We start from the raw sequence: 18,336 nt of genomic DNA, 5'->3' as shown, positions 1-18,336 counted from the left end.
TGGAACCACCTGATCCCTTGCCGAACTCAGAAGTGAAACGCAACATCGCCGATGGTAGTGTGGGGATTCCCCATGTGAGAGTAGGTCATCGTCAGGCATCTAAATAAAAGAAAAGGCCACCCAAACGGGTGGCCTTTTTTTTATTTTGGATTCGGTGAATTACTGCCACTACCTCGCAGCGCCAAGCGCTGCCATGTGACAAGCAATGCACCGCAGGTGCAAAGCTTGGGGCGCCGAAGGCGTCGCGCAGCGATGTCGAGCGCAGCTCGACACCCACTGTAGGTCATCGTCCCTAGCCGCCAGCACAGCACTACGATCAAACAAAAAAAGCCCTGACCGCTAACGCGCTCAGGGCTTTTTTATGGCCATTTACTACCAATAAATGACCGCCAGATTACCGACGTATTTTTAAACGGTTACTGAAACCCAGCAACCACGCCACTCAGCCCGCCTATCCCAAACTTATTCACAACTCTATCCATGATTTCTGTGAGTAACTGGGTTTTCCCCAGCCTCCAAGGCGAGTCGTGAAAGGCGTACAATCTACGGCAATGATTTTTAAGTTTTGCTCCAAAACTTATGCACAAAAAACTCACTCTCCTGGGGAAAAGCTATGCAGTGGGAATTACCCAAGCCTTTTATCCACACGGTACAGGTAAAACCTGAGCACGTGGACGGTCTGCACCACGCCAATAATGCGGAGTACGTACGCTGGTGTGAGCGTGCCGCCTGGTCCCACAGTGTGGCGCTGGGGTTGGATGTCACTAATTACCAGTCTATGGATCGCGGAATGGCCATTCGTCAGGCGGAGTACGACTATATACTGGCGGCTAGAGAGGGCGATGAGTTACTGATCGGCACCTGGCTGACGATGGTGGATGGCCGTCTCAATATGACCCGTAAGTTCCAGGTTTTCCGCGCTAGCGATGAGGCGCTGGTTTTGCGCGCTAGCTGGCAGATGGTGTGTATCGAACTTTCCAGCGGTAAACCCAAGCGCATGCCGCAAACCTTCAAAGACATCTATTGCCCTGCGGTGGTCAGCGAGGATGAATTACCACAGGGGCAATAACCCAATCACCACAATTTATCGGGAGTGCCCATGAGCGATCAGAGCAAAGAAAGTGACGAGATTACCCTCACAAAGAACACCGGCGCTCTCAAAGGCAAAACCATTTTCATTACCGGGGCCAGCCGCGGTATCGGTCGTGCAATAGCGCTCAAGTGCGCGGCTGACGGTGCCAATATTGCGATTGCCGCGAAATCGGCCGAGCCCCATCCCAAGCTGCCGGGCACCATTTATACGGTTGCGGAAGAGGTGGAAGCTGCCGGGGGCAAGGCGCTGCCCATGCAGGTGGATGTGCGGGAAGAGGATCAGGTCGCCGCGGCCCTGAAAAAGACCGCGGAGACTTTTGGTGGTATCGATGCGGTGATCAACAATGCCGGAGCGATCAACCTCACCAGCGTCGAGGCAACGCCACCCAAACGCTATGACTTGATGCTCGATATCAACGCTCGCGCGGTATACCTCACCGCACACTTGGCGATCCCTTATCTCAAGCAGTCCGACTGCGGCCATATTCTCAGCCTGTCTCCGCCACTCAACCTCCAGCCGCACTGGCTGGGCCCCTTTGCCCCCTATGCGCTGTCCAAGTTTGGGATGACCATTCTCAGCATGGGGCTCGCCGAAGAACTGAAGAAGACCAATATCAGCGTTGCGACCCTGTGGCCGCGCACCCTGGTGGCTACTGCTGCGATCGAGTTTGCGGTGGGCAGTCGCGAGATGTTTGAGCAGAGCCGCAAACCCATGGTGATGGCAGATGCCGCTTATGAAGTCCTGATTACGGATAACAAAGGTCTGAGCGGTGCCCAATTGATCGACGAGGTGCTGCTGCACGAACGCGGGGTGGAAGATTTCTCTCAATATGCGCACAATCCCGAAAAGGCTGGTGAATTGGCGGTGGATCTATTTCTGGATCCTTGATGTCGGTTCGCCGGGTGTGCAGGTCTGAGGTAAGTGGGGCAGTAGTGGATAAGAGCGATCTGGATGAATTTCACGGTGCAATGGGCGCGCTGGGAGATGTGCAGCCGCTGGCCACCAGGCACAAGCAGGCGCCGCTGCGCGCTGGCCAGAAGAAGAGTGCGGGTGACCCCCTGAATCAGCGTGCTCGCAGAGAAGCGGCTACTGCACAGACCGCGCGTGAGCTGAATCCTCTGGGTGAGGAATTTGTTGACCCGGTGGACCCCTGGGACCCGATTGAATTCAAGCGCGATGGGGTACAGAACGGCGTCTACCGCAATTTACGGTTGGGAAAGTACACCGTGGATGCTCGCCTGGATCTGCACCACCACACCATCGAAATGGCACGCAGGGCCATTTATCAATTTGTACGGGATTGCGTCGAAGCGGATGTACGTTGTGCACTGGTCACTCACGGCAAGGGAGAGGGGCGCAAGCAGCCTGCGCTATTGAAAAGTTGCGTCAACGCCTGGTTGCCGCAATTGCCGGAAGTGCTCGCCTTCCACAGTGCGCAAAAGCAACATGGTGGGCTGGGGGCAACCTATGTCTTACTGCGGAAAAGTGAGCGTAAGCGCCTGCAGAACCTGGAGCAGCACCAGCGTCGAACACGCCCGTAAGCTCGCTGGATTAATAGGAAAAATTCCCGTCTCGTCATCAGTTTGTCACGTCTGACAACTACTCTATTCCCACAACGAAATTTTGCTTGTCCAGTTGTTTCATCGCACAGCTGAATTGGTTTTCGTTGTTCTTCTCTCTTTGCATCGCACCAATTTTCTGGTGTTTTTATACTTCCGTATTTGGAGGTACCTCCGCTTGGAGGATTGGAATCGACATTCGCACTGCGAATGGAGACCCTTCTTGAATGGTGTTTAAGCGGCCCTTGTGGCCGCTTTTTTTATTTCTGAACTTTGCTGTTGTGCACCGTGGTCTAGCGCGACTCAGCCTTACCACTTGGTGTGAACTCCAGGCGGGTGCCGTCGCGGCCCTGCAGAACTAGCGTGTCGTTTTTGCTATAAGCCTGGTTAACCCGGGGCAGCGCCAGCATAAAATCTTTTTCGAGTTCACTGCTCTTGCGTCGGCCGCTCATGCGGGAGATTTTCGGGGGTTTGAGCCAGCGGATATCACCGCTGTCCTCCAGCTCGAATTTTCCCAGATAAGGGTTGGAACCGGCACTGCCGCGGACAAAGCCGAGTTTGTCACACCCCAGGTAGGGCCTGTCTCGCCACATTTTTTGCCAGAACATGCGAGGTTTGTGTTCACGGCCATCCACGGACAGACTTTCCAGTAGCCACTGGCGATCGCAGATGGACGCTTTGTCGTTTGCGGTGAGGTTGGCGGGGGACTCGGAGATCTCGGAAGTGCCACTGCTGCAAGCCGCAAGAAGCGTGCAGGTAAACAGCAACGCCGCCCGGTTTACAGCAGGAGGCAGAGTGTTGCCCCGGGAGTTCCGAGGTGACAAAGACAGTAGCGAATACAGGCGGTGCATGAGTTCCATCCGGTGGCCGTTTGCGCCATTTAACACCAATTGGCGCTCAGCGTCTGTGACTCAAACGGTCTAATCGGGCCTGTCAATTGGTGGTCAGGTGGCTGGGAATAGACAGTGGCTTATTACTCTGCCTTGATATATTCAATGTAAATATCACCGGGCGCGTCGCGCAGTATCAGGCGGCCTCCACCACTCTTCACAAATGCCTGGCGGGAGCCGGAGAGCGCCCGTAGATACTGGTTTTCCTGGTCCATCAGCTGGGGGGGGCCGGCCATCTTGGTGGACGCAAAGCTCGCGGTATTCCACAGCAATTGTCCATTGGCGGTGACCTGTAAAGTGCCGCGGTAGGTGTTGATGCCGCTTTTACCCATGGCTTCACCATCGGCGTTGCACAGGAAGGTGAACTCCTGGGGCTGGTCGATGGGGATCGCCTGGCCATTGAGGCGCAGCAGGCGCATCTCCCATTTGTCACCGCACACGCTGGCCATGGAGCCCGGGGTTTGGCTTGGCCCTGAGTCAGTGCTGTCCATGCTCATACAGCCGGCGATCACGATGGCCAGGCCCGCGAGCCACACCGGAATCAGCTTGTTCATTCCATTCCGCTCCCTGCTTGCAGATAGACCAAGCTTAGTTGGTCCGATGCTTCTCGAGTGGTCTGAAGCGACAAGCTGCCGCGGAAATGATCACAGTTTCCGGTAGGCGCAGACGCCGGCGTATTCGGGAGAGCGCTTGGGCTAAGTGGGCTGGCGCACGCAACGCACCACGACCTTCGATTCCAGCTCCTGCTCGAAGCAGCGGAACCGGGTGCCATTGACGTTGAGAGAGCGCGGTGTGTCGCGGCTACTACTTCTGCGCTTGGTGTTGGATCGCACCGACATGTGTGCGGGGTCCATGTGGGGGGGCACGGCGCTACTGAACGCGCGTGTTGCCTGACTTTCCCTGGGCTCGGTTGATGTACAACCGGCAACAACTCCTGTCGCTATCGCCACAGCCAGCAGAATACTACTGAATTTCTGCACGCTAATACCTCGGTGGCTGGTTGAGCAGCGGCTTCACTGCCGCCCTCACTTTTCAGCGTAGAAGAGCCAGCTGCCAAAGTGTGAATTTGTGCGCCAATAAAAGTAAGTGTGCGCCTAAAAGACTGGGGGCGCGCCACGCGGATGTTGTGGGGTGCAGGGATGGGGTGCAGGGGAAGGGGTGCAGGGGAAGAGGCACAAAAAAGGGGCCCGCTGGGCCCCAATAGAAGTGCGATGACGGTGCAATTCGCAACTGTGCGAGAGATGGACTGTTAGAAGTTGTAATTGCCTGTGAGAGCGATGGTGCGAGGAGCGCCGTAGAAGCCGGTGTCGAAAGCACCACCGAAGCCATAGCCACCGACACGGTACTCTTCGTCGGTCAGGTTCTTGCCCGCCAGCCCCAGGTTCCAGTTGCCGTCAGCGCTGTAGTAGGTCGCTGTCATATCAACCAGGGTGTAGGCCTCCTGATCGAGGATGCTCGGGATTTCGAAGATCTGGGTATCCGCGCGGTAGGAGACCGTTGGCAGGAATACCAGTTCGCCACCGTTGCCCACAGGCATTGAGTAGTTCAGCTGGAACATGGCCGTGGTGTCCGGCGTATTCTGCATGTCACGCTCATTGGAAACATCCACACCACCGGAAATGAACTCCAGGAATTCGGTATCTGCCAGACCCAGAGTGAAGTTGGCCAGCAGGTTGTCGGTCATCGCCAGGGTGGCTTCCAGCTCAAGGCCCTGGATGCGCGCCTGACCAGCGTTCAATACCGCACTGGAGAAACCACCCGCCGGGTTGAGCTGCTGGATGGTGACCTGCATGTCGTCGTAGTCGGCACGGAAGGCAGCGGCGTTCAGGCGCAGGCGGTTATTGAGCAGGTCAGCTTTCACACCGAACTCGTAGGTATCCACGGTTTCGGGATCGAAGCCGTCCACGGTCGTGGGCAGAGTGCTGGCGTCACCACGCATGTCGAAACCACCGGACTTGAAGCCGGCACTGTATTTCGCGTACAGCATGGTGTCATCGTTCACCTGATAATCCACGCCCAGGTGCGGGGTGAACTGCCCCCAGCTGTCGCTGTTCTGGTAGTCGGTCAATGCGCCCAAGAAGGTGGCAGCAGGTTGACCGGGGTTGTATTTACCGGCGAACAGCGGGCTATAGAGGCCGATGAAGTTTGCCTTGAAGACTTCGGCATCCTTGTCGTCCTGGGTGTAGCGGCCGCCAACACTCAGGTTCCAGTCTTCAGCAAACTGCCAGTTGTAGTGGGCGTAAGCCGACAGGCTGGTGGTATCCACGGAGCCAGCCACTTGCTGGGTGAGGTTGATGTAGCCGAGTACCGCGTCGAAGGCGCCCGCAGCGGTGCCGGTGTAGTAATAGAGGCCGCTCACCAGGTCGGCGTTGTCGCCCTGCCAGATCAGCTGGAATTCCTGGGTGGTCTGGTCGTCTTCGTAGTAAGCGGGAACGTCAAAGTCCGGACGGCTGGTGCTGTCGAAGTCGATTGCCGTTTCCGTTTCACCCTGGCGGTGAGCAGTGATCGACTTCAGGGTAACGCTGTCAGACATGTTCCATTCAGCGATCAGGGACATACCGCTGGTTTCCACCAGATTGTCCGAGGTCATATTCGACTCTGTGTCGAAAACACTACCCAGTACCGGCTCGCCACCCCGGCCTGGGGCAAAGCGATGGCCGTGTTTGGCGGCGGACTCGTCTACGGTCTTGTCACCGGCCAGGCGGACCCAGACGGTATCGGAAGGGTTCCATTCAACGGCGAAGCGGCCGCTGATGATGTCTTTGTTGTACTGGTCTTTGCCGGTAATCACGTTTTCGCCGTAACCGTCGCGCTGGAAGCTGGCGATGGCGCCGCCGATATTGACGGTATCGGAGATGGCGGTAGAGCCGGCGATTTTCAGGTCGCGCTGGTTGTAGGAGCCGAGACCGCCGCCGATTTTCAGCTCGGTGTCACCGGTCATTTTCTTGGTGACATATTTCAACGCGCCGCCAATGGTGTTCTTGCCGTAAAGGGTGCCCTGGGGGCCGCGCAGCACTTCCACCCGATCCACATCGAGGATGTCCAGCACTGCACCCTGGGGGCGGGCCACATAAACGTCGTCAATATAGATGCCGACGCCCGGCTCGAAGCCCCACAGCGGATCCTGCTGACCGATACCACGAATAAAGGCGGTCAGAGTGGAGTTGGTACCGCGGCTGGCCTGCAGCGTGGTATTGGGGGACAGCTTCTGGATGTCGGTCAGGTCGCTGATACCGTTTTGCATCAGCTGGTCAGAATTGATCGCGGTAACCGCCACCGGCACTTCCTGCATGGACTGCTCGCGCTTCTGCGCGGTTACGGTGACTTCTTCCAGTTGTGGATCTGCATAAGACAGGCTGGCGCCGCAGGCGAGCATGACACCTACGGCAAGGGGATTGAATTTTATAGTTTTGCGCATGGCTCTCTCCGATCACCAGTTTATGGTTTTTATCTAAGTTACGGATCTGCACTGTATCGGCTGATGCTGCCCTTGCCTGCTAGACCAAGGTATGACGTTGGTCGGACGCAGTAGGCAGGACAAAAAACGAACTATCGGTTAACCTGTTCATCATAAACAAAATAATGAATGAGGCGCCAATTGTTCAGCCTTACTTTACTGGCCGCCGTAGGCCTGATCTACCTGTTATTGCTGTTTGCCATCGCCTTTTGGGGTGACCGGTTACCGGCTGCGCGTATTCGTCCCATCAAGCCCCTGTTGCTGGCCCTGGCCGGTACCTATACCAGCGCCTGGATGTTTTTTGGCACTCCGGCCCAGGCGGTGGAAGAGGGCTGGATTCTCCCGCCCACGTTTGTCGGCGCCAGTTTGATGCTTATCTTTGGCGCGCCCCTGCTGATGCGCTTCGTGCGCCTGTCCAAGCAGCAGGGCTCTACTTCCATTGCGGACTTCATCAGCGCCCAGTACGGCGGCTCCCAGTGGCTGGCGGCAGCGGTGGCGCTGCTGGCGGTAGTGGCAGTGGTGCCCTACCTGTCGCTGCAGCTGCGCGCGGTGGCCGACAGCTTCCTGCTGCTGGCCCAGGGCGGCGACACTACGGACTCCAGCGCCTCCATTGTCACCGCGGTGGTGAGTGTGACTCTCGGGGTGTTTGCACTGTTGTTCGGCACCCGTCATATCGACAGCAGTGTGCACCGCAACGGCATGTTGCTGGCAGTGGCCTTTGAAGCACTGGTGAAGATCGGGGCGCTGATTGCGGTGGCCTGGTTCGTGTTGGATCGCGCGTTTGACGGAGCGGCTGACCTCGCCCGGGTGGCCCTCGACAGCGAACGGGTGGCGGCGCTGGCGGAAGCGCGCCCGGCGGATACCGGCTATTTCGCGGTTGTGGTGCTGGGGATGGCGGCCATCTTCTGCCTGCCGCGCCAGTTCCACATCCTGATGATCGAGAGTGACGACGAGCGCGATATAGGCCCGGTGCGCAAGCTGATCCCGCTGTATCTCGGCATCCTGTCTGCGGCCATTCTGGTGGTGGGTTATGGCGGTCTTCTGTGGCTGCCGGGTGCTGGTGGAGAAGGTGCCGGCTACGCCAACCCGGAAAGATTCGTACTGGGAGTGCCGCTGGAGAGCGGATCGTCCTGGCTGGCGCTGCTGGCCTTTGTCGGCGGCCTCTCCGCCGGATCCAGCATGGTCATCATCGCCACCATTGCCCTGTCCACCATGATTGCCAACACCATGATTGTGCCCTGGTGGCTGCAGCGCCTGCAGCAGCGGCCTGCGGGCAAGGCGCTGGGTTCGGACTTGCGGCGGGTGCGGCGGGTGATCATCGGCCTGCTGATGCTGGCGGCATTCGGGGTCAGCGAACTGATCGGCCCGGGAGTGAGGCTGGGGACTTTCGGGTTGCTGTCGCTGGCGCTGGTGGCACAGCTGGCCCCGGCAATGATCGCTGCGGTCACCTGGCCGTCGGGCTGGCCGCGACTGCGCGCTTCCGCCGTACTGGTCGGATTGTTGCTGGGAACGGCGATCTGGGCGCTGTCCGCGCTGCCGGCCGCCCTGGGACGGGCGGACTGGATTGGTGGCCTGCTCGGGCTTGAATGGAGCCCGCTGAGCATCAGTTGTGTATTTGGCCTGGGCGTGAACGGGCTGGCGTTAATCGGCGTGTCCCTGCTGCAACAACACTGGCTACCGGCCAGTGCCAGTACCCAGTTGGCGCCCGTCGATCGGGCTCGTCTGCGACAGCTGCTGGCGCGCTTTGTGGGTGAGGATGCGGCCGACCGCGCGCTCGCGCCCCTGCTGAAAAACGCCGACAGCAAACGCACCGGTTCCACCGCGGCCAAAGATTATCGCGCGGCGGTAGAGAAAATCCTCGCCGGCATCGTTGGCAGTACCAGTGCCCGCCGCCTGGTGCAGCAGTTGAGTCAGCCGGAAATCGCCGCGCAGCAGCTGGACCAGGCCTCGGATATTTACCAGTTTGGCCGCGGTCTGCTGCAGAGCAGCATCGACAATATCGACCAGGGTATCTCGGTGGTGGATGCCAACCTCAACCTGGTGGCCTGGAACCGTCGCTACCTGGAACTGTTTCACTACCCGCCGGAAATGATTTACGTGGGCCGTCCGGTGGCGGAGCTGGTGCGCTACAACGCTCGCCGCGGCGAGTGTGGCCCCGGGGTGGTGGAGGATCATGTACAGAAACGGGTGGAGCACCTGCGCAACGGCACCGCCTACCGGGTGCAGCGCCACCGCACCGATGGTGTAGTGCTGGAGATCCGCGGCAACCCGCTGCCTGGCGGCGGCTTTGTAACCACCTATACCGATGTCTCCGACTACCAGCGCGCCCTGGGCGAGCTGACTGAGATTCGCAACTCCCTGGAGCAGAAAGTCGCGCACCGCACCGCGGAACTGGAAAGCGTGAACGAGGAACTGCAAACGCTGAATAGTGAACTGCACGCCGCCAGCGCGGGCAAAACCCGCTTCCTCGCCGCTGCCAGTCACGATCTGGTGCAGCCGCTCAACGCCAGCCGCCTGTTTATTGACGCCCTCGCCGCGCGCGAGCTGGAAGATGGCAGTCGCCAGTTGCTCAGCCGCGCCGACAGCGCCCTCGCTGCGGCGGAACAGCTGATCACCGACATGCTGCAGATTGCGCGCATGGATGCCGGGGATATCAAACCCAGCTTCGCGCCGGTTTCCCTCGACAGCATTCTCGACGACGCCGTGGCCCAGGCGCGCCTCGCCGCCGGCGCCCGCAACATCCGCCTGCGCTATCGCCGCAGCCATTTGTGGGTGCACAGCGACGAGAAAATGCTGCGCAGGGTCGTGCAGAACCTGCTGGACAACGCGGTCAAGTACACCCTCCCGGGTGGTGGGGTTTTGGTTGGCGCAAGAAAACAGGGCGACAGCGTTTCCCTGGAATTCTGGGATACCGGAGTGGGTATTGCGGCGGAGCAGCAGCAGGCGATCTTCCGTGAGTTCTGTCGCCTGACGTCGAAAAATGATGGCGCGAATGGGAACCAGAGACAGCACGGCTACGGTCTCGGCCTCGCCACCGTAGAGCGCCTGTGTCGGCTGCTGAACTCGCCTATCGCACTGGCCTCGGTACCCGGTCGCGGCAGTGTGTTCAAGGTAGCTCTGCCGAGGGCGCGCGCCCGAGTCAGCAATGTGCGTCCGGCCAATACCATGGGCGGACGCGGTGCGTCTCTGAACCTGCAGATTCTGTGCGTGGACAACGAACCCTCGATCCTCGAGGCCATGGCCGCTCTGCTGAGTGGCTGGGGCTGCACGGTGCACTGCGCGCAGAATCGCAGCGAAGCGTTGGCGGCGACTCCGCCGGATCTGCTGTTGATGGATTTTCACCTGGACGATGGCGATAACGGCATTGATCTCGCTGCGGAGCTGATCGCGCGCTGGGAAAGTGAGAGCGGGCAGGCCGTTCCCTGCGTGATCATCTCCGCGGAAAACACCAACACGGTCAAAACCCGTGCCCAGAATGCCGGCTGGCAGTTCCTGCAAAAGCCGTTGCGCCCGGCGGCGCTCAGGGCGCTGTTGCAGCAGAAGCGTGCGGCGCCGTCCCCTGGCAACAAACCCCGGAGTGCGACCAAGGTCGTATAGGCAGGGCCGCACTGGCGGCGCAGTCTGACCCTCGGAAATTTAAAGAATAAGAAGTGGTATCTAAGCGATGAAAAAATACCTGTTGGAAATACTGATGTTCAGCGCCTACGCGCTGTTCGCCGCGAGCTGGGTGTCGGGCGCTATCCTGACGCCGGCGATCCAGTCGTCGTTTGGTGAAGAGGGCTTCGCCAATGCCACCTGGGGCAGCAATGTCATCACCCTGGCGAAAATCGCCGGCAACCTTGCTGCCGCAGCACTGCTGATGCGCCTGGGTGCCAAGCGCGCCTTCGCGCTGGCGATTGTATTGATCGCCGCCGGCGGTCTGGGCGCATTGGCCGACAGCTACGCTGGCTGGTTGATGTCGCGCCTGGCCCTGGGCCTCGGTGGCGCCCTGGCGATCGTCTACTTTGCGCCGGTGGTACTGCACTACTTCTCCGCGGAAGAACGCCCGCTGATCAACGGCATCAACGCCGCGGCATTCAATACCGGCAACCTCCTCGCGCTCCTTTCCACTACTGCGCTTACCGCTTGGCTCGGCAGCTGGCAGTCGGTGGTGGTGCTGTATGGCGTGATGGTGCTGGCACTGGGGGTGCTCTGGTGGCTGAGTGCGGAAAACTTTTCCCTGTCCGGAGGTGCGGACAAACCGGCGGAAGACTATGGCCTGAGTCAGGGCGTGAAGGAATCTTTCAACTGGTGGTTGCCGCTGGCGTATTGCGGCGTGCTTTTCTGTTACATCGCGGTATTCGCCCTCTTCCCGTTGATCGATGGCTTCGCGGTTGCCAGTAGCCATCTCTCTGCGGTAATGATCGCTGCAGGCATGGTCGGCACGGTGGCGGGCATCATTGTCACCAAGCGCTACCCACTGCGTGTGCCGGTCCTGCGCTACGCTGGCCTGGCGCTGGTGGGCTTCGCTGCGCTGATGGTTACCAGTCGCGATCCGGTTATTGCCTACACCGCTGCCGCCTTGGCCGGTTTCTGCATGTTCCTGCCGATGACGGCACTGGTTACCCTGCCGCAGGAATTGCCGGGTATGACCCCGGCGCGAATCACCGTAACCTTCGCCATGTTCTGGTCCATTTCCTACGGCGTGGAAACTGTGCTGATGTATGCCGCTGGCGTACTTGCGGATGTCACCGGCGAGCCCGCCTCCGCGGCCTATTTTGCTGTGACTTGTTCCGCATCGCTTTTCGTTTTCTCATTCCTGCTACCTGAAAGCGGAAAAAAACCGGTAACAACTGCAAAAGATCTGGAGGCCGACAATGCCGCAGCCTGAATCTACCTTGAACCCGAAACTGGGCGAGTGGCTGGTTGCGGTCAACGCCCAGGTGACAAATCTGAAAGCCGCCGGTTTCGAACCCACACCGATCTCCGCGCGCGAAAGCCTGGCGAACCTGACGAAAAGTTTTGTCGATCCGGGCCCGGAAATGGCGGTGAGTGAAACCCTGGTGCACGGCGGCGAATACCCGGTGCCGGTACGTATTTACCAACCCGAAAACAGGGGCGAAGGTGCGGCGATTATTTACTGCCACGGTGGCGGTCATATGGCGGGAAGTGTCTCCGTGTATGATCCGATTTGCCGTCGCTTCGCGGAGGCCTGTGGTCGCACGTTGATATCCGTGGAGTACCGACTGGCTCCGGAAAACCCGTATCCCGCAGGCCTGAATGATCTGGTCAGTGTGGTGCGTCACCTGGGTGCTGCGCTGGATAAAAAAGGGGTTGCGCACAACGGGCGCTGGATTTTGATGGGTGACTCCGGCGGTGGCGCTCTCTGTGCGTCGGCCAGCCGTCTGTTACAGCATCAGCCAAATACCATCGACGCGCAGGTGCTGATTTATCCGAGTCTGGAGTACACCATGCAGGCGCCATCGATCGAGGATAATGGTCGCGGTTATCTGTTGGAGAAAGAAAAAATTCTCTGGTACTTCGAAAATTATTTTCAGGGTTCGCAAAATCCTTACCTGGCTTCACCGCTGCACGGCGAATTCACGGCAAAACTACCGGCTACCCTGGTGCTCACCGCTGAGTTTTGTCCATTGCGGGATGAGGGCGTGGAGTATGTGCGCAAGGTACGTGAAGCTGGCGCCAATGCAGAGCATCTGCACTTTGGCGATATGATTCATGCGTTTTTGAACATTGAGAATCTTGTTCCCGATGCCTGCGATCGGGTTTATCGCCACGTTGCTGAATATCTACAAGGTATCTAGTTCCGTGGGGTTGGCTTGGCGCTCTGATTGCCGTCCGGTGGCGGCACAGCACCGGGTGCGGGTTTTCAGGACCGCTGTGAACCCATCCCTGGGAGCTGCGGCGCAAACATCCTGTTTGCGACGCTCCTGAAAACCCGCACCCGGCACTCTGCCTTCAACCCAAGCTCCTAGCTTCGAATGCAGCGATGCTTACGAAGTGCAGAATTCAGGATTGAAGGGGAAGTGGCGGGCATTCGTTTTTGAAAGCGTCGGCGACAGGGACGTCGCCGACGCAGCGTACAGGGATGTATTCACAGCGGTTTCAAAAACGAATGCCCGGTGCTTCGCCGCCACAATTGGTAGAAAAGATCTTCGTACAAAAAGCTACGAAGCGCGCAATTTATATCTGAATCAACGCCTGAGCTTCGCGAATCAGCTGCTTGCGATCCCGTAATTCCAGCTTGCGCAGGATTGCGGTCACATGACTTTTCACGGTGGGTTCAGTGATATCCAGGTCGAAGGCAATCTGCTTGTTCAACATGCCCTGGGCAATCATCTGGAAAATCTTCAACTGCTGTGGTGTCAGCTGGTTCAGCTTTTCCGCCAGAGCACTTTCGCTCTCTGCCTGCAAAGCCTCTTCGCTAAACCACTGATCGCCCGCCAGCACGCATTCAATACACTGCAGGATTTCATCCGGCCGCGCCGTCTTCGACAGAAAACCACTGGCGCCGAGGCCGGCGGCCTGCTGGATCACCGAGTGCTTGTCGCTGCCGGATACCACCACTACAGGCACCGCCGGAAAATCATTGCGGATGCGAGCCAGGCCACTGAAACCTTCACTGCCGGGCATATTCAAATCCAGCAGTAATAAATCAATTTCGGCGGCGGCAAGGCGCTGCAGAGTGGAATCCAGGTCCTCACTCTGCAATAAATCAGAATTGGAAAAATGATTGGAAAGGGTTGTCGTCAGCGCATCCCGATACAGCGGATGGTCATCGGCGATCAGTAATTGATAATTCACGGCAGCACCCTGAATAATAAAAGAACCGGGTGCTAGGGATACTACTGTGCGCTCCATCCACCGTCCACCGGCAGGGCCGCACCGGTAATGGTGCCGGCGAAGCTTCCACACAGATACAGCGCCAGTTCACCGATGGCGTCCGGGCTGGTAGCCCTTGCCATGGGCTGTTTGGCGCCGACCAGCTCCTTGCGCGCGGCCTCCAGGTCAAGCTGCTGCTCGCGGGCAATGGTTTCAATTTGTGGCTGGATCAAAGGGGTATCCACCCAGCCCGGACAAATGGCGTTGGCGGTAATATTGTGTTCGGCATTTTCCAGGGCGAGTACTTTGGTCAGACCCACCAGGCCGTGCTTTGCCGCACAGTAAGCCGCCTTGTGCTCCGAGGCCACCAGGCCGTGTACCGAGGCGATATTGATGATGCGTCCCCAGTTGGCAGCGCGCATGGCCGGCAGCAGGTCGCGGCTCAGGTAAAAGCCCGCGTTCAGGTTGATGGCCAGTATTTGCTGCCATTTGTCAGCGGGAAATGCATGGGCGGGGGCGGTGTACTGTATGCCGGCGTTGTTCACCAGTACCGAAGGGTTGCCGATGGCTTCCCGGGTTTCTGCGACCAACTGTGCGCAGCCGGATTCACTGGCAATGTCCGCATCGCTGAAGCCGACCTGACCGCTGTAGTCGGCAAACTCTGCCTGCAGGGTCTGGGCCGCTTCGGCATCGGCCAGCCCGTGCAGCATCACATGGTGACCGGCGCGACCAAAGCAATGGGCGATGGCGAGGCCAATCCCGCTGGTGGATCCGGTAATCAGTACGGCGTGTGATTGATTCTGCTGCACAGCAAACTCCCGCGGCTGGCTAGTTATTCTTTAGGGGAATCCTAGCAGCGGCGGGAGCGGCGGGTCTGTATGACCAAGGTATGACGCCAACTATGACTTCAGGCCTCATATCCGGGTCGAGCTGTTGTGGTTAACGGCGATGACGACCGCCTCCAGGGCGATGGTGTGCGCCATGGCTGGGGCGACCGGGACGGTGACTTGGGCGGTTGTAGTGGTGACCCGGACGGTTGTAATGGTGACCCGGACGGTTGTAGTAGTGGCGACCATGGCCGCGATAACCGGGACGGTTATAGTAGTGACGGCCGTGGTAGCGGTAATAACCACCGCGATAGTAGCGGGGATAGCCGCGATAGTAGCGCGGTGATGAATAGTAGAAGGACACATTGCCAGAGGGGTAAACGTAGGGCGTGGAGTAGGGGTAGGACGAGTAGCCCACGTTACCGGAGCTGTAATAGCCATCGGATACACAGGCGCCCAGGGTGAGGGTGCCGAATACGGTTACGGCCAACAGGCCTTTTTTCACGATACTCTTCATGCGAGACCTCCGCGAGGCAGAGTTGGGGGTGCATCGCTGCCTGCATGCAACTTGCTGCACCGGGTTTTTCGTTGAATCTACATTGGCTTGAAACGGGGTTAACTGAGTTAGCGGGGTTGGTGGATCCGTTGCGGGGGTCTTACGGTTCGGTAGTCACCGCCGCGCTGGTAGTAATTGGGGTGCCGCACGTTGTGGCAGTGGCCACTCTGGTGGCAGTGGTAATAACGCCCCTGGACCGAGTAGTAACCCGGCCTGTCCTTGGTGAGGTTTACGGCGGTTGTGGTACCGGTCATATCTTCCATGCTGGAACATCCGGTGAGTGTCAGCAGGGCTGCTGTCCCCAATACACCGGCTGCTTTTCCAAGTGTTCGCTTCATGAAAACCTCCGCGCCCCAGGGCGGGTAAACCTGTTCACTTTCAGCTTGCTGTTTTGCGGAAGCACTTCCGCAACAAACCGAAACCCAAGTGCAAGTTATTTAAGTGTCACGAAAGTGCGATCACGACGATTTACGGTGAATATCAACGACCAATAAGTAATTACGGGGGCATTGGATAGGGCGGAGGAATATAAGCGGGGCGGGGCTGACCGGAAGCGCGGAATGGCTGCGGGCGGGACGATTACCCGCAGCAAAGGGGCGGTTACCCGCATCAAACCCGCAGCAAAAAGGTGGCGACGGCCTCCGTCAGGCGGAGACCAGCTGTTGCAGTTGATTGTCCAGCAGTTGCTGCAATTTCGGGTTCAGGCCCGTGACCTCCGAGCCCCAGCTGGTGGGGTGGCACTGGATTCTATCTTGCAGCGAGTCGTCGTTTTCCAGCTGTGGGTGCAGGGTGAGACCGCGCGCTTGGCTCAATAGCTGCTCACCACTGAAGTCAAAATGCTCGGGCTTGGTCGGCAGTACTGCCAGTGCCAGCTGCAGGCCGGTGGCGCGGCTGGACTGTTGCAGTCCGCGCAGCAGCAGGCCGGCACAGACGGCGCGGAAGGCGGCGTCGTCGCCGGCAAAGCCCAACCCCACGGCGGGCCCGGCGCTGGGCAGGGGACGGGCGTCGTAGATGCGCGTCAGCAGTTGCAGCCGCTGCTCCAGTTCTCCCTGTAAATTCTCCAGCGCACTGCGGGACAGCTGATTGCCCAGCTGTGCCCAGTTCAGCGGGCGCAGATAGAGGCCAGCGCTCACTTCCGGCGGCGGCTTGGGCACGGCTTTGGGAACCATCAGGGGTTTGCGTTTCTGTGGTGTTCCACTGTTCAGCTGGGAAACCGCCAGGGCGCAGGCAGCGCTGAACGGCAGCGCGAAAATCAGGCACAGCAGCAGGCTGGCCCAGGGGTATGCAACCGATGCCGCTGGCTGGATGTTCAGCGCCACACTGCCTGCGAGGCTGTCGTGTAATACCACCGGCTCGGTGATCATCTCCCCGCGATCCCGCTCGCCCGCCTGTGCCAGCGGGCTGGAGTCCACATCCTGAATGGTCACCCCGTGCACCGACGGCAGGGCCAGTGCCTGCTGTGCGAGCATCTGCAGGCTGATGCGATCGCCCGCCACAATCTGCTCCAGGCTCTGGCTGGCCAGCAACTTCGCTGCTGCCGTCGCGCTGGCGCGCTCGCGGGCCTGGACGATGGACTTTTGCTGGCCATAGGCATGGCCCAGGGTCGCCAGGCAGAAGCCGGCGAGGGTAATCCAGATGGCGGCGGCGAGCAGCTGGCGCTGCCGGGCCTGGCTCAGGCTGTGCAGCCACTGGGGCAGGTTGCTGAGTTGGTCGGACAGACTGGTGAAGAGCTTATTCATCTTGTTATTGGCGTGAGGGCAGAACAGCCTGTGATTTTATCCCACTTCTTCAGGGAAAAAAGGCGCCGGGCTATAATGCGCGGCCAAATTCGGGCCCTGGCGATTTTTTCGCCCGTTGGCCTGTTTATCGAAAATCCTGCAAGTGTCAGCTATCAAGGGTCAGCCATGGACGCAAATGCTCTCTCCCCCGAATTTTCCGCCCTGGCCAGCCTGTGCCAGCAGAGTTTTTTCCTGTCTGTCGCGGGCGATACCCCATCTGCGGTGACCGCGCCCTGGTGCCTGACGGTATTGGCACCGGAAGTCGAAGCTGCGCAACTGGAAAAGCTCGCGGTATTTCTGCGCGAGTGTCAGTGGCAGCCGGTGACGGTGGATATCCTGGCTGCCCGTGCGGACTGCCGGGTGCTGCGCCTGCAGCTGGAAGGGGATATCGCGTTTGCTGCGGCTCGTCTGGCGCTGCTGGAGCTCGGACAGGAACTGGGGCTGGAGCTGGTATTGCAGGCGGGCGATACCCAGCGCGCGCCGAAGCTCGCCTGTTTCGATATGGACTCCACCCTGATTCAGGCGGAAGTCATTGACGAACTGGCGAAAATCGCCGGCGTTGGCGACCAGGTTGCGGAAATCACCCTTTCTGCCATGCGCGGTGAGCTGGACTTCCAGCAGAGCTTCCGCAAGCGCATGAGCCTGCTCAAGGGTTTTACCGAGGCGAGCCTCGCAGAAATCGCCCCGCGGATTCCGCTGATGCCCGGCGCCCAGCGCCTGCTGCTGGCCCTGCGCGCGCTGGGCTGCAAAACCGCGATTCTCTCCGGCGGTTTCACCTACTTCGCCCATTACCTGCAGGACAATCACCTGGCGGTGGATTTCGTGCACGCCAACCAACTGGAATTTAACGGTGGCGCCCTGACCGGCGGTGTCATCGACCCGATTGTGGATGGCGCGCGCAAGGCGCTGCTGTTGCAGGAGATCGCGGCTGAACTGGCGCTGCCGCTGGATCAGGTCATTGCCGTGGGTGACGGCGCCAACGACCTGCCCATGCTGTCTCTGGGTGCCCTGGGGATTGCCTTCCACGCCAAGCCCAAGGTGCGCGCCGAGGCGCCACAGGCGATTGATGGTTTCGGGCTGGATGCTGCGCTGTACCTGTTCGGTCTGAACGATCGCCAGATAGCGCAATTACTCGGGGAATGAGCCCATTGTTTGGGGAGCTTGCGGGCGGGGATCAGTAGTTGATAACCAGGCTCAGGGCCGGCGAAAAATCACCGCCAATCTGGGCAAAGGGGATTGGCGGTGTATTGTCGCGTCCCTCGCGATAACAGACCTGGCGATCGCAGGCGGCGGCGGCCACCGCCAGAATGATGACCAGTCCTGTCACGATGAATTTACGCATGAGGTTCCCTGCTGT

17 protein-coding genes and 1 rRNA gene are annotated in these 18,336 nt (G+C 59.3%); 8 read left to right on the top strand and 10 right to left on the bottom strand.

What is annotated here, in order from left to right; genetic code table 11:
* From rrf to smrA, 4 genes are all read left to right on the top strand, one after another.
* Positions 1-97 (top strand): 5S ribosomal RNA (rrf, locus tag M0G74_RS05175); the annotation flags it as partial.
* Positions 98-613: 516 nt separating this feature from the next.
* Entirely contained in the window at positions 614-1,069 is a 456-nt protein-coding gene (locus tag M0G74_RS05170; protein ID WP_248215264.1) for a thioesterase family protein, read from the top strand.
* A gap of 30 nt (positions 1,070-1,099) precedes the next feature.
* Positions 1,100-1,981: an NAD(P)-dependent oxidoreductase gene (locus tag M0G74_RS05165; protein ID WP_160152120.1), complete on the top strand. Its 882-nt coding sequence runs from the start codon at positions 1,100-1,102 to the stop codon at positions 1,979-1,981.
* Positions 1,982-2,025: 44 nt separating this feature from the next.
* Positions 2,026-2,634, top strand: coding sequence for a DNA endonuclease SmrA (smrA, locus tag M0G74_RS05160; RefSeq protein WP_248215261.1), 609 nt, complete (start codon positions 2,026-2,028; stop codon positions 2,632-2,634).
* A 311-nt stretch (positions 2,635-2,945) separates the two neighbouring features.
* Here the strand turns inward: smrA and M0G74_RS05155 are convergent, their stop codons facing one another.
* The 4 genes from M0G74_RS05155 to M0G74_RS05140 all read right to left on the bottom strand — a co-directional run bounded on the left by M0G74_RS05155 (position 2,946) and on the right by M0G74_RS05140 (position 6,960).
* The gene (locus tag M0G74_RS05155) at positions 2,946-3,503 is read right to left on the bottom strand and encodes an META domain-containing protein (protein WP_248215260.1); all 558 of its coding nucleotides are present in this window, start codon (positions 3,501-3,503) and stop codon (positions 2,946-2,948) included.
* Between the two features lie 122 nt (positions 3,504-3,625).
* On the bottom strand, positions 3,626-4,096 hold the full coding sequence (locus M0G74_RS05150) for an META domain-containing protein (protein ID WP_248215258.1): 471 nt from the start codon (positions 4,094-4,096) through the stop codon (positions 3,626-3,628).
* Between the two features lie 141 nt (positions 4,097-4,237).
* Positions 4,238-4,381, bottom strand: a complete 144-nt coding sequence (locus M0G74_RS05145) for a hypothetical protein (protein WP_248215256.1) — start codon at positions 4,379-4,381, stop codon at positions 4,238-4,240.
* A 410-nt stretch (positions 4,382-4,791) separates the two neighbouring features.
* Positions 4,792-6,960, bottom strand: coding sequence for a TonB-dependent receptor (locus M0G74_RS05140; protein WP_248215254.1), 2,169 nt, complete (start codon positions 6,958-6,960; stop codon positions 4,792-4,794).
* A 180-nt stretch (positions 6,961-7,140) separates the two neighbouring features.
* On the opposite strand from M0G74_RS05140, the gene M0G74_RS05135 reads away from it, so the two are divergent.
* From M0G74_RS05135 to M0G74_RS05125, 3 genes are all read left to right on the top strand, one after another.
* Entirely contained in the window at positions 7,141-10,596 is a 3,456-nt protein-coding gene (locus M0G74_RS05135; RefSeq protein ID WP_248215252.1) for a PAS-domain containing protein, read from the top strand.
* A gap of 67 nt (positions 10,597-10,663) precedes the next feature.
* Positions 10,664-11,869 (top strand): MFS transporter, encoded by a 1,206-nt coding sequence (locus M0G74_RS05130; protein WP_248215250.1) that lies wholly within the window; start codon positions 10,664-10,666, stop codon positions 11,867-11,869.
* Positions 11,856-12,800 carry an alpha/beta hydrolase gene (locus tag M0G74_RS05125; protein WP_248215249.1) on the top strand — a complete coding sequence of 315 codons (945 nt, stop codon included), beginning with the start codon at positions 11,856-11,858 and terminating at the stop codon, positions 12,798-12,800. The genes M0G74_RS05130 and M0G74_RS05125 overlap by 14 nt, the downstream gene beginning before the upstream one ends.
* 379 nt (positions 12,801-13,179) lie before the next feature.
* Here M0G74_RS05125 and M0G74_RS05120 read toward each other — a convergent pair whose 3' ends face one another.
* The 5 genes from M0G74_RS05120 to M0G74_RS05100 all read right to left on the bottom strand — a co-directional run bounded on the left by M0G74_RS05120 (position 13,180) and on the right by M0G74_RS05100 (position 16,940).
* The gene (locus tag M0G74_RS05120; RefSeq protein ID WP_248215248.1) at positions 13,180-13,800 is read right to left on the bottom strand and encodes a response regulator transcription factor; all 621 of its coding nucleotides are present in this window, start codon (positions 13,798-13,800) and stop codon (positions 13,180-13,182) included.
* A gap of 41 nt (positions 13,801-13,841) precedes the next feature.
* Positions 13,842-14,627, bottom strand: coding sequence for a 3-hydroxybutyrate dehydrogenase (locus M0G74_RS05115; RefSeq protein WP_248215247.1), 786 nt, complete (start codon positions 14,625-14,627; stop codon positions 13,842-13,844).
* Positions 14,628-14,757: 130 nt separating this feature from the next.
* On the bottom strand, positions 14,758-15,162 hold the full coding sequence (locus M0G74_RS05110; protein WP_248215246.1) for a hypothetical protein: 405 nt from the start codon (positions 15,160-15,162) through the stop codon (positions 14,758-14,760).
* A 107-nt stretch (positions 15,163-15,269) separates the two neighbouring features.
* Entirely contained in the window at positions 15,270-15,539 is a 270-nt protein-coding gene (locus M0G74_RS05105) for a hypothetical protein (RefSeq protein ID WP_248215245.1), read from the bottom strand.
* A 306-nt stretch (positions 15,540-15,845) separates the two neighbouring features.
* Complete coding sequence (locus tag M0G74_RS05100; protein WP_248215244.1) at positions 15,846-16,940, bottom strand: hypothetical protein; 1,095 nt, start codon at positions 16,938-16,940, stop codon at positions 15,846-15,848.
* A 165-nt stretch (positions 16,941-17,105) separates the two neighbouring features.
* Here M0G74_RS05100 and serB point away from each other — a divergent pair, with 165 nt between their 5' ends.
* A complete protein-coding gene (gene serB, locus M0G74_RS05095; protein WP_248215243.1) occupies positions 17,106-18,122 on the top strand; it encodes a phosphoserine phosphatase SerB in 1,017 nt (338 codons plus the stop codon).
* Positions 18,123-18,153: 31 nt separating this feature from the next.
* Here the strand turns inward: serB and M0G74_RS05090 are convergent, their stop codons facing one another.
* Positions 18,154-18,321: a hypothetical protein gene (locus M0G74_RS05090; RefSeq protein ID WP_248215242.1), complete on the bottom strand. Its 168-nt coding sequence runs from the start codon at positions 18,319-18,321 to the stop codon at positions 18,154-18,156.
* Between the last annotated feature and the right edge of the window lie 15 nt (positions 18,322-18,336).

The organism is Microbulbifer sp. CAU 1566, assembly GCF_023156515.1.
Classification (GTDB): domain Bacteria; phylum Pseudomonadota; class Gammaproteobacteria; order Pseudomonadales; family Cellvibrionaceae; genus Microbulbifer.
Note: the sequence above shows the minus strand (reverse complement) of the source record. Positions and strands in the feature narration are given on the sequence as shown.

What these genes read in the sequence shown, in the direction of transcription:
- M0G74_RS05170 (WP_248215264.1), top strand. Translation starts at nt 614, where the DNA reads ATGCAGTGGGAATTACCCAAGCCTTTTATCCACACGGTACAGGTAAAA.
- M0G74_RS05165 (WP_160152120.1), top strand. Translation starts at nt 1,100, where the DNA reads ATGAGCGATCAGAGCAAAGAAAGTGACGAGATTACCCTCACAAAGAAC.
- M0G74_RS05155 (WP_248215260.1), bottom strand. Translation starts at nt 3,503, where the DNA reads ATGCACCGCCTGTATTCGCTACTGTCTTTGTCACCTCGGAACTCCCGG.
- M0G74_RS05150 (WP_248215258.1), bottom strand. Translation starts at nt 4,096, where the DNA reads ATGAACAAGCTGATTCCGGTGTGGCTCGCGGGCCTGGCCATCGTGATC.
- M0G74_RS05145 (WP_248215256.1), bottom strand. Translation starts at nt 4,381, where the DNA reads ATGTCGGTGCGATCCAACACCAAGCGCAGAAGTAGTAGCCGCGACACA.
- M0G74_RS05140 (WP_248215254.1), bottom strand. Translation starts at nt 6,960, where the DNA reads ATGCGCAAAACTATAAAATTCAATCCCCTTGCCGTAGGTGTCATGCTC.
- M0G74_RS05130 (WP_248215250.1), top strand. Translation starts at nt 10,664, where the DNA reads ATGAAAAAATACCTGTTGGAAATACTGATGTTCAGCGCCTACGCGCTG.
- M0G74_RS05125 (WP_248215249.1), top strand. Translation starts at nt 11,856, where the DNA reads ATGCCGCAGCCTGAATCTACCTTGAACCCGAAACTGGGCGAGTGGCTG.
- M0G74_RS05110 (WP_248215246.1), bottom strand. Translation starts at nt 15,162, where the DNA reads ATGAAGAGTATCGTGAAAAAAGGCCTGTTGGCCGTAACCGTATTCGGC.
- M0G74_RS05105 (WP_248215245.1), bottom strand. Translation starts at nt 15,539, where the DNA reads ATGAAGCGAACACTTGGAAAAGCAGCCGGTGTATTGGGGACAGCAGCC.
- M0G74_RS05100 (WP_248215244.1), bottom strand. Translation starts at nt 16,940, where the DNA reads ATGAATAAGCTCTTCACCAGTCTGTCCGACCAACTCAGCAACCTGCCC.
- serB (WP_248215243.1), top strand. Translation starts at nt 17,106, where the DNA reads ATGGACGCAAATGCTCTCTCCCCCGAATTTTCCGCCCTGGCCAGCCTG.
- M0G74_RS05090 (WP_248215242.1), bottom strand. Translation starts at nt 18,321, where the DNA reads ATGCGTAAATTCATCGTGACAGGACTGGTCATCATTCTGGCGGTGGCC.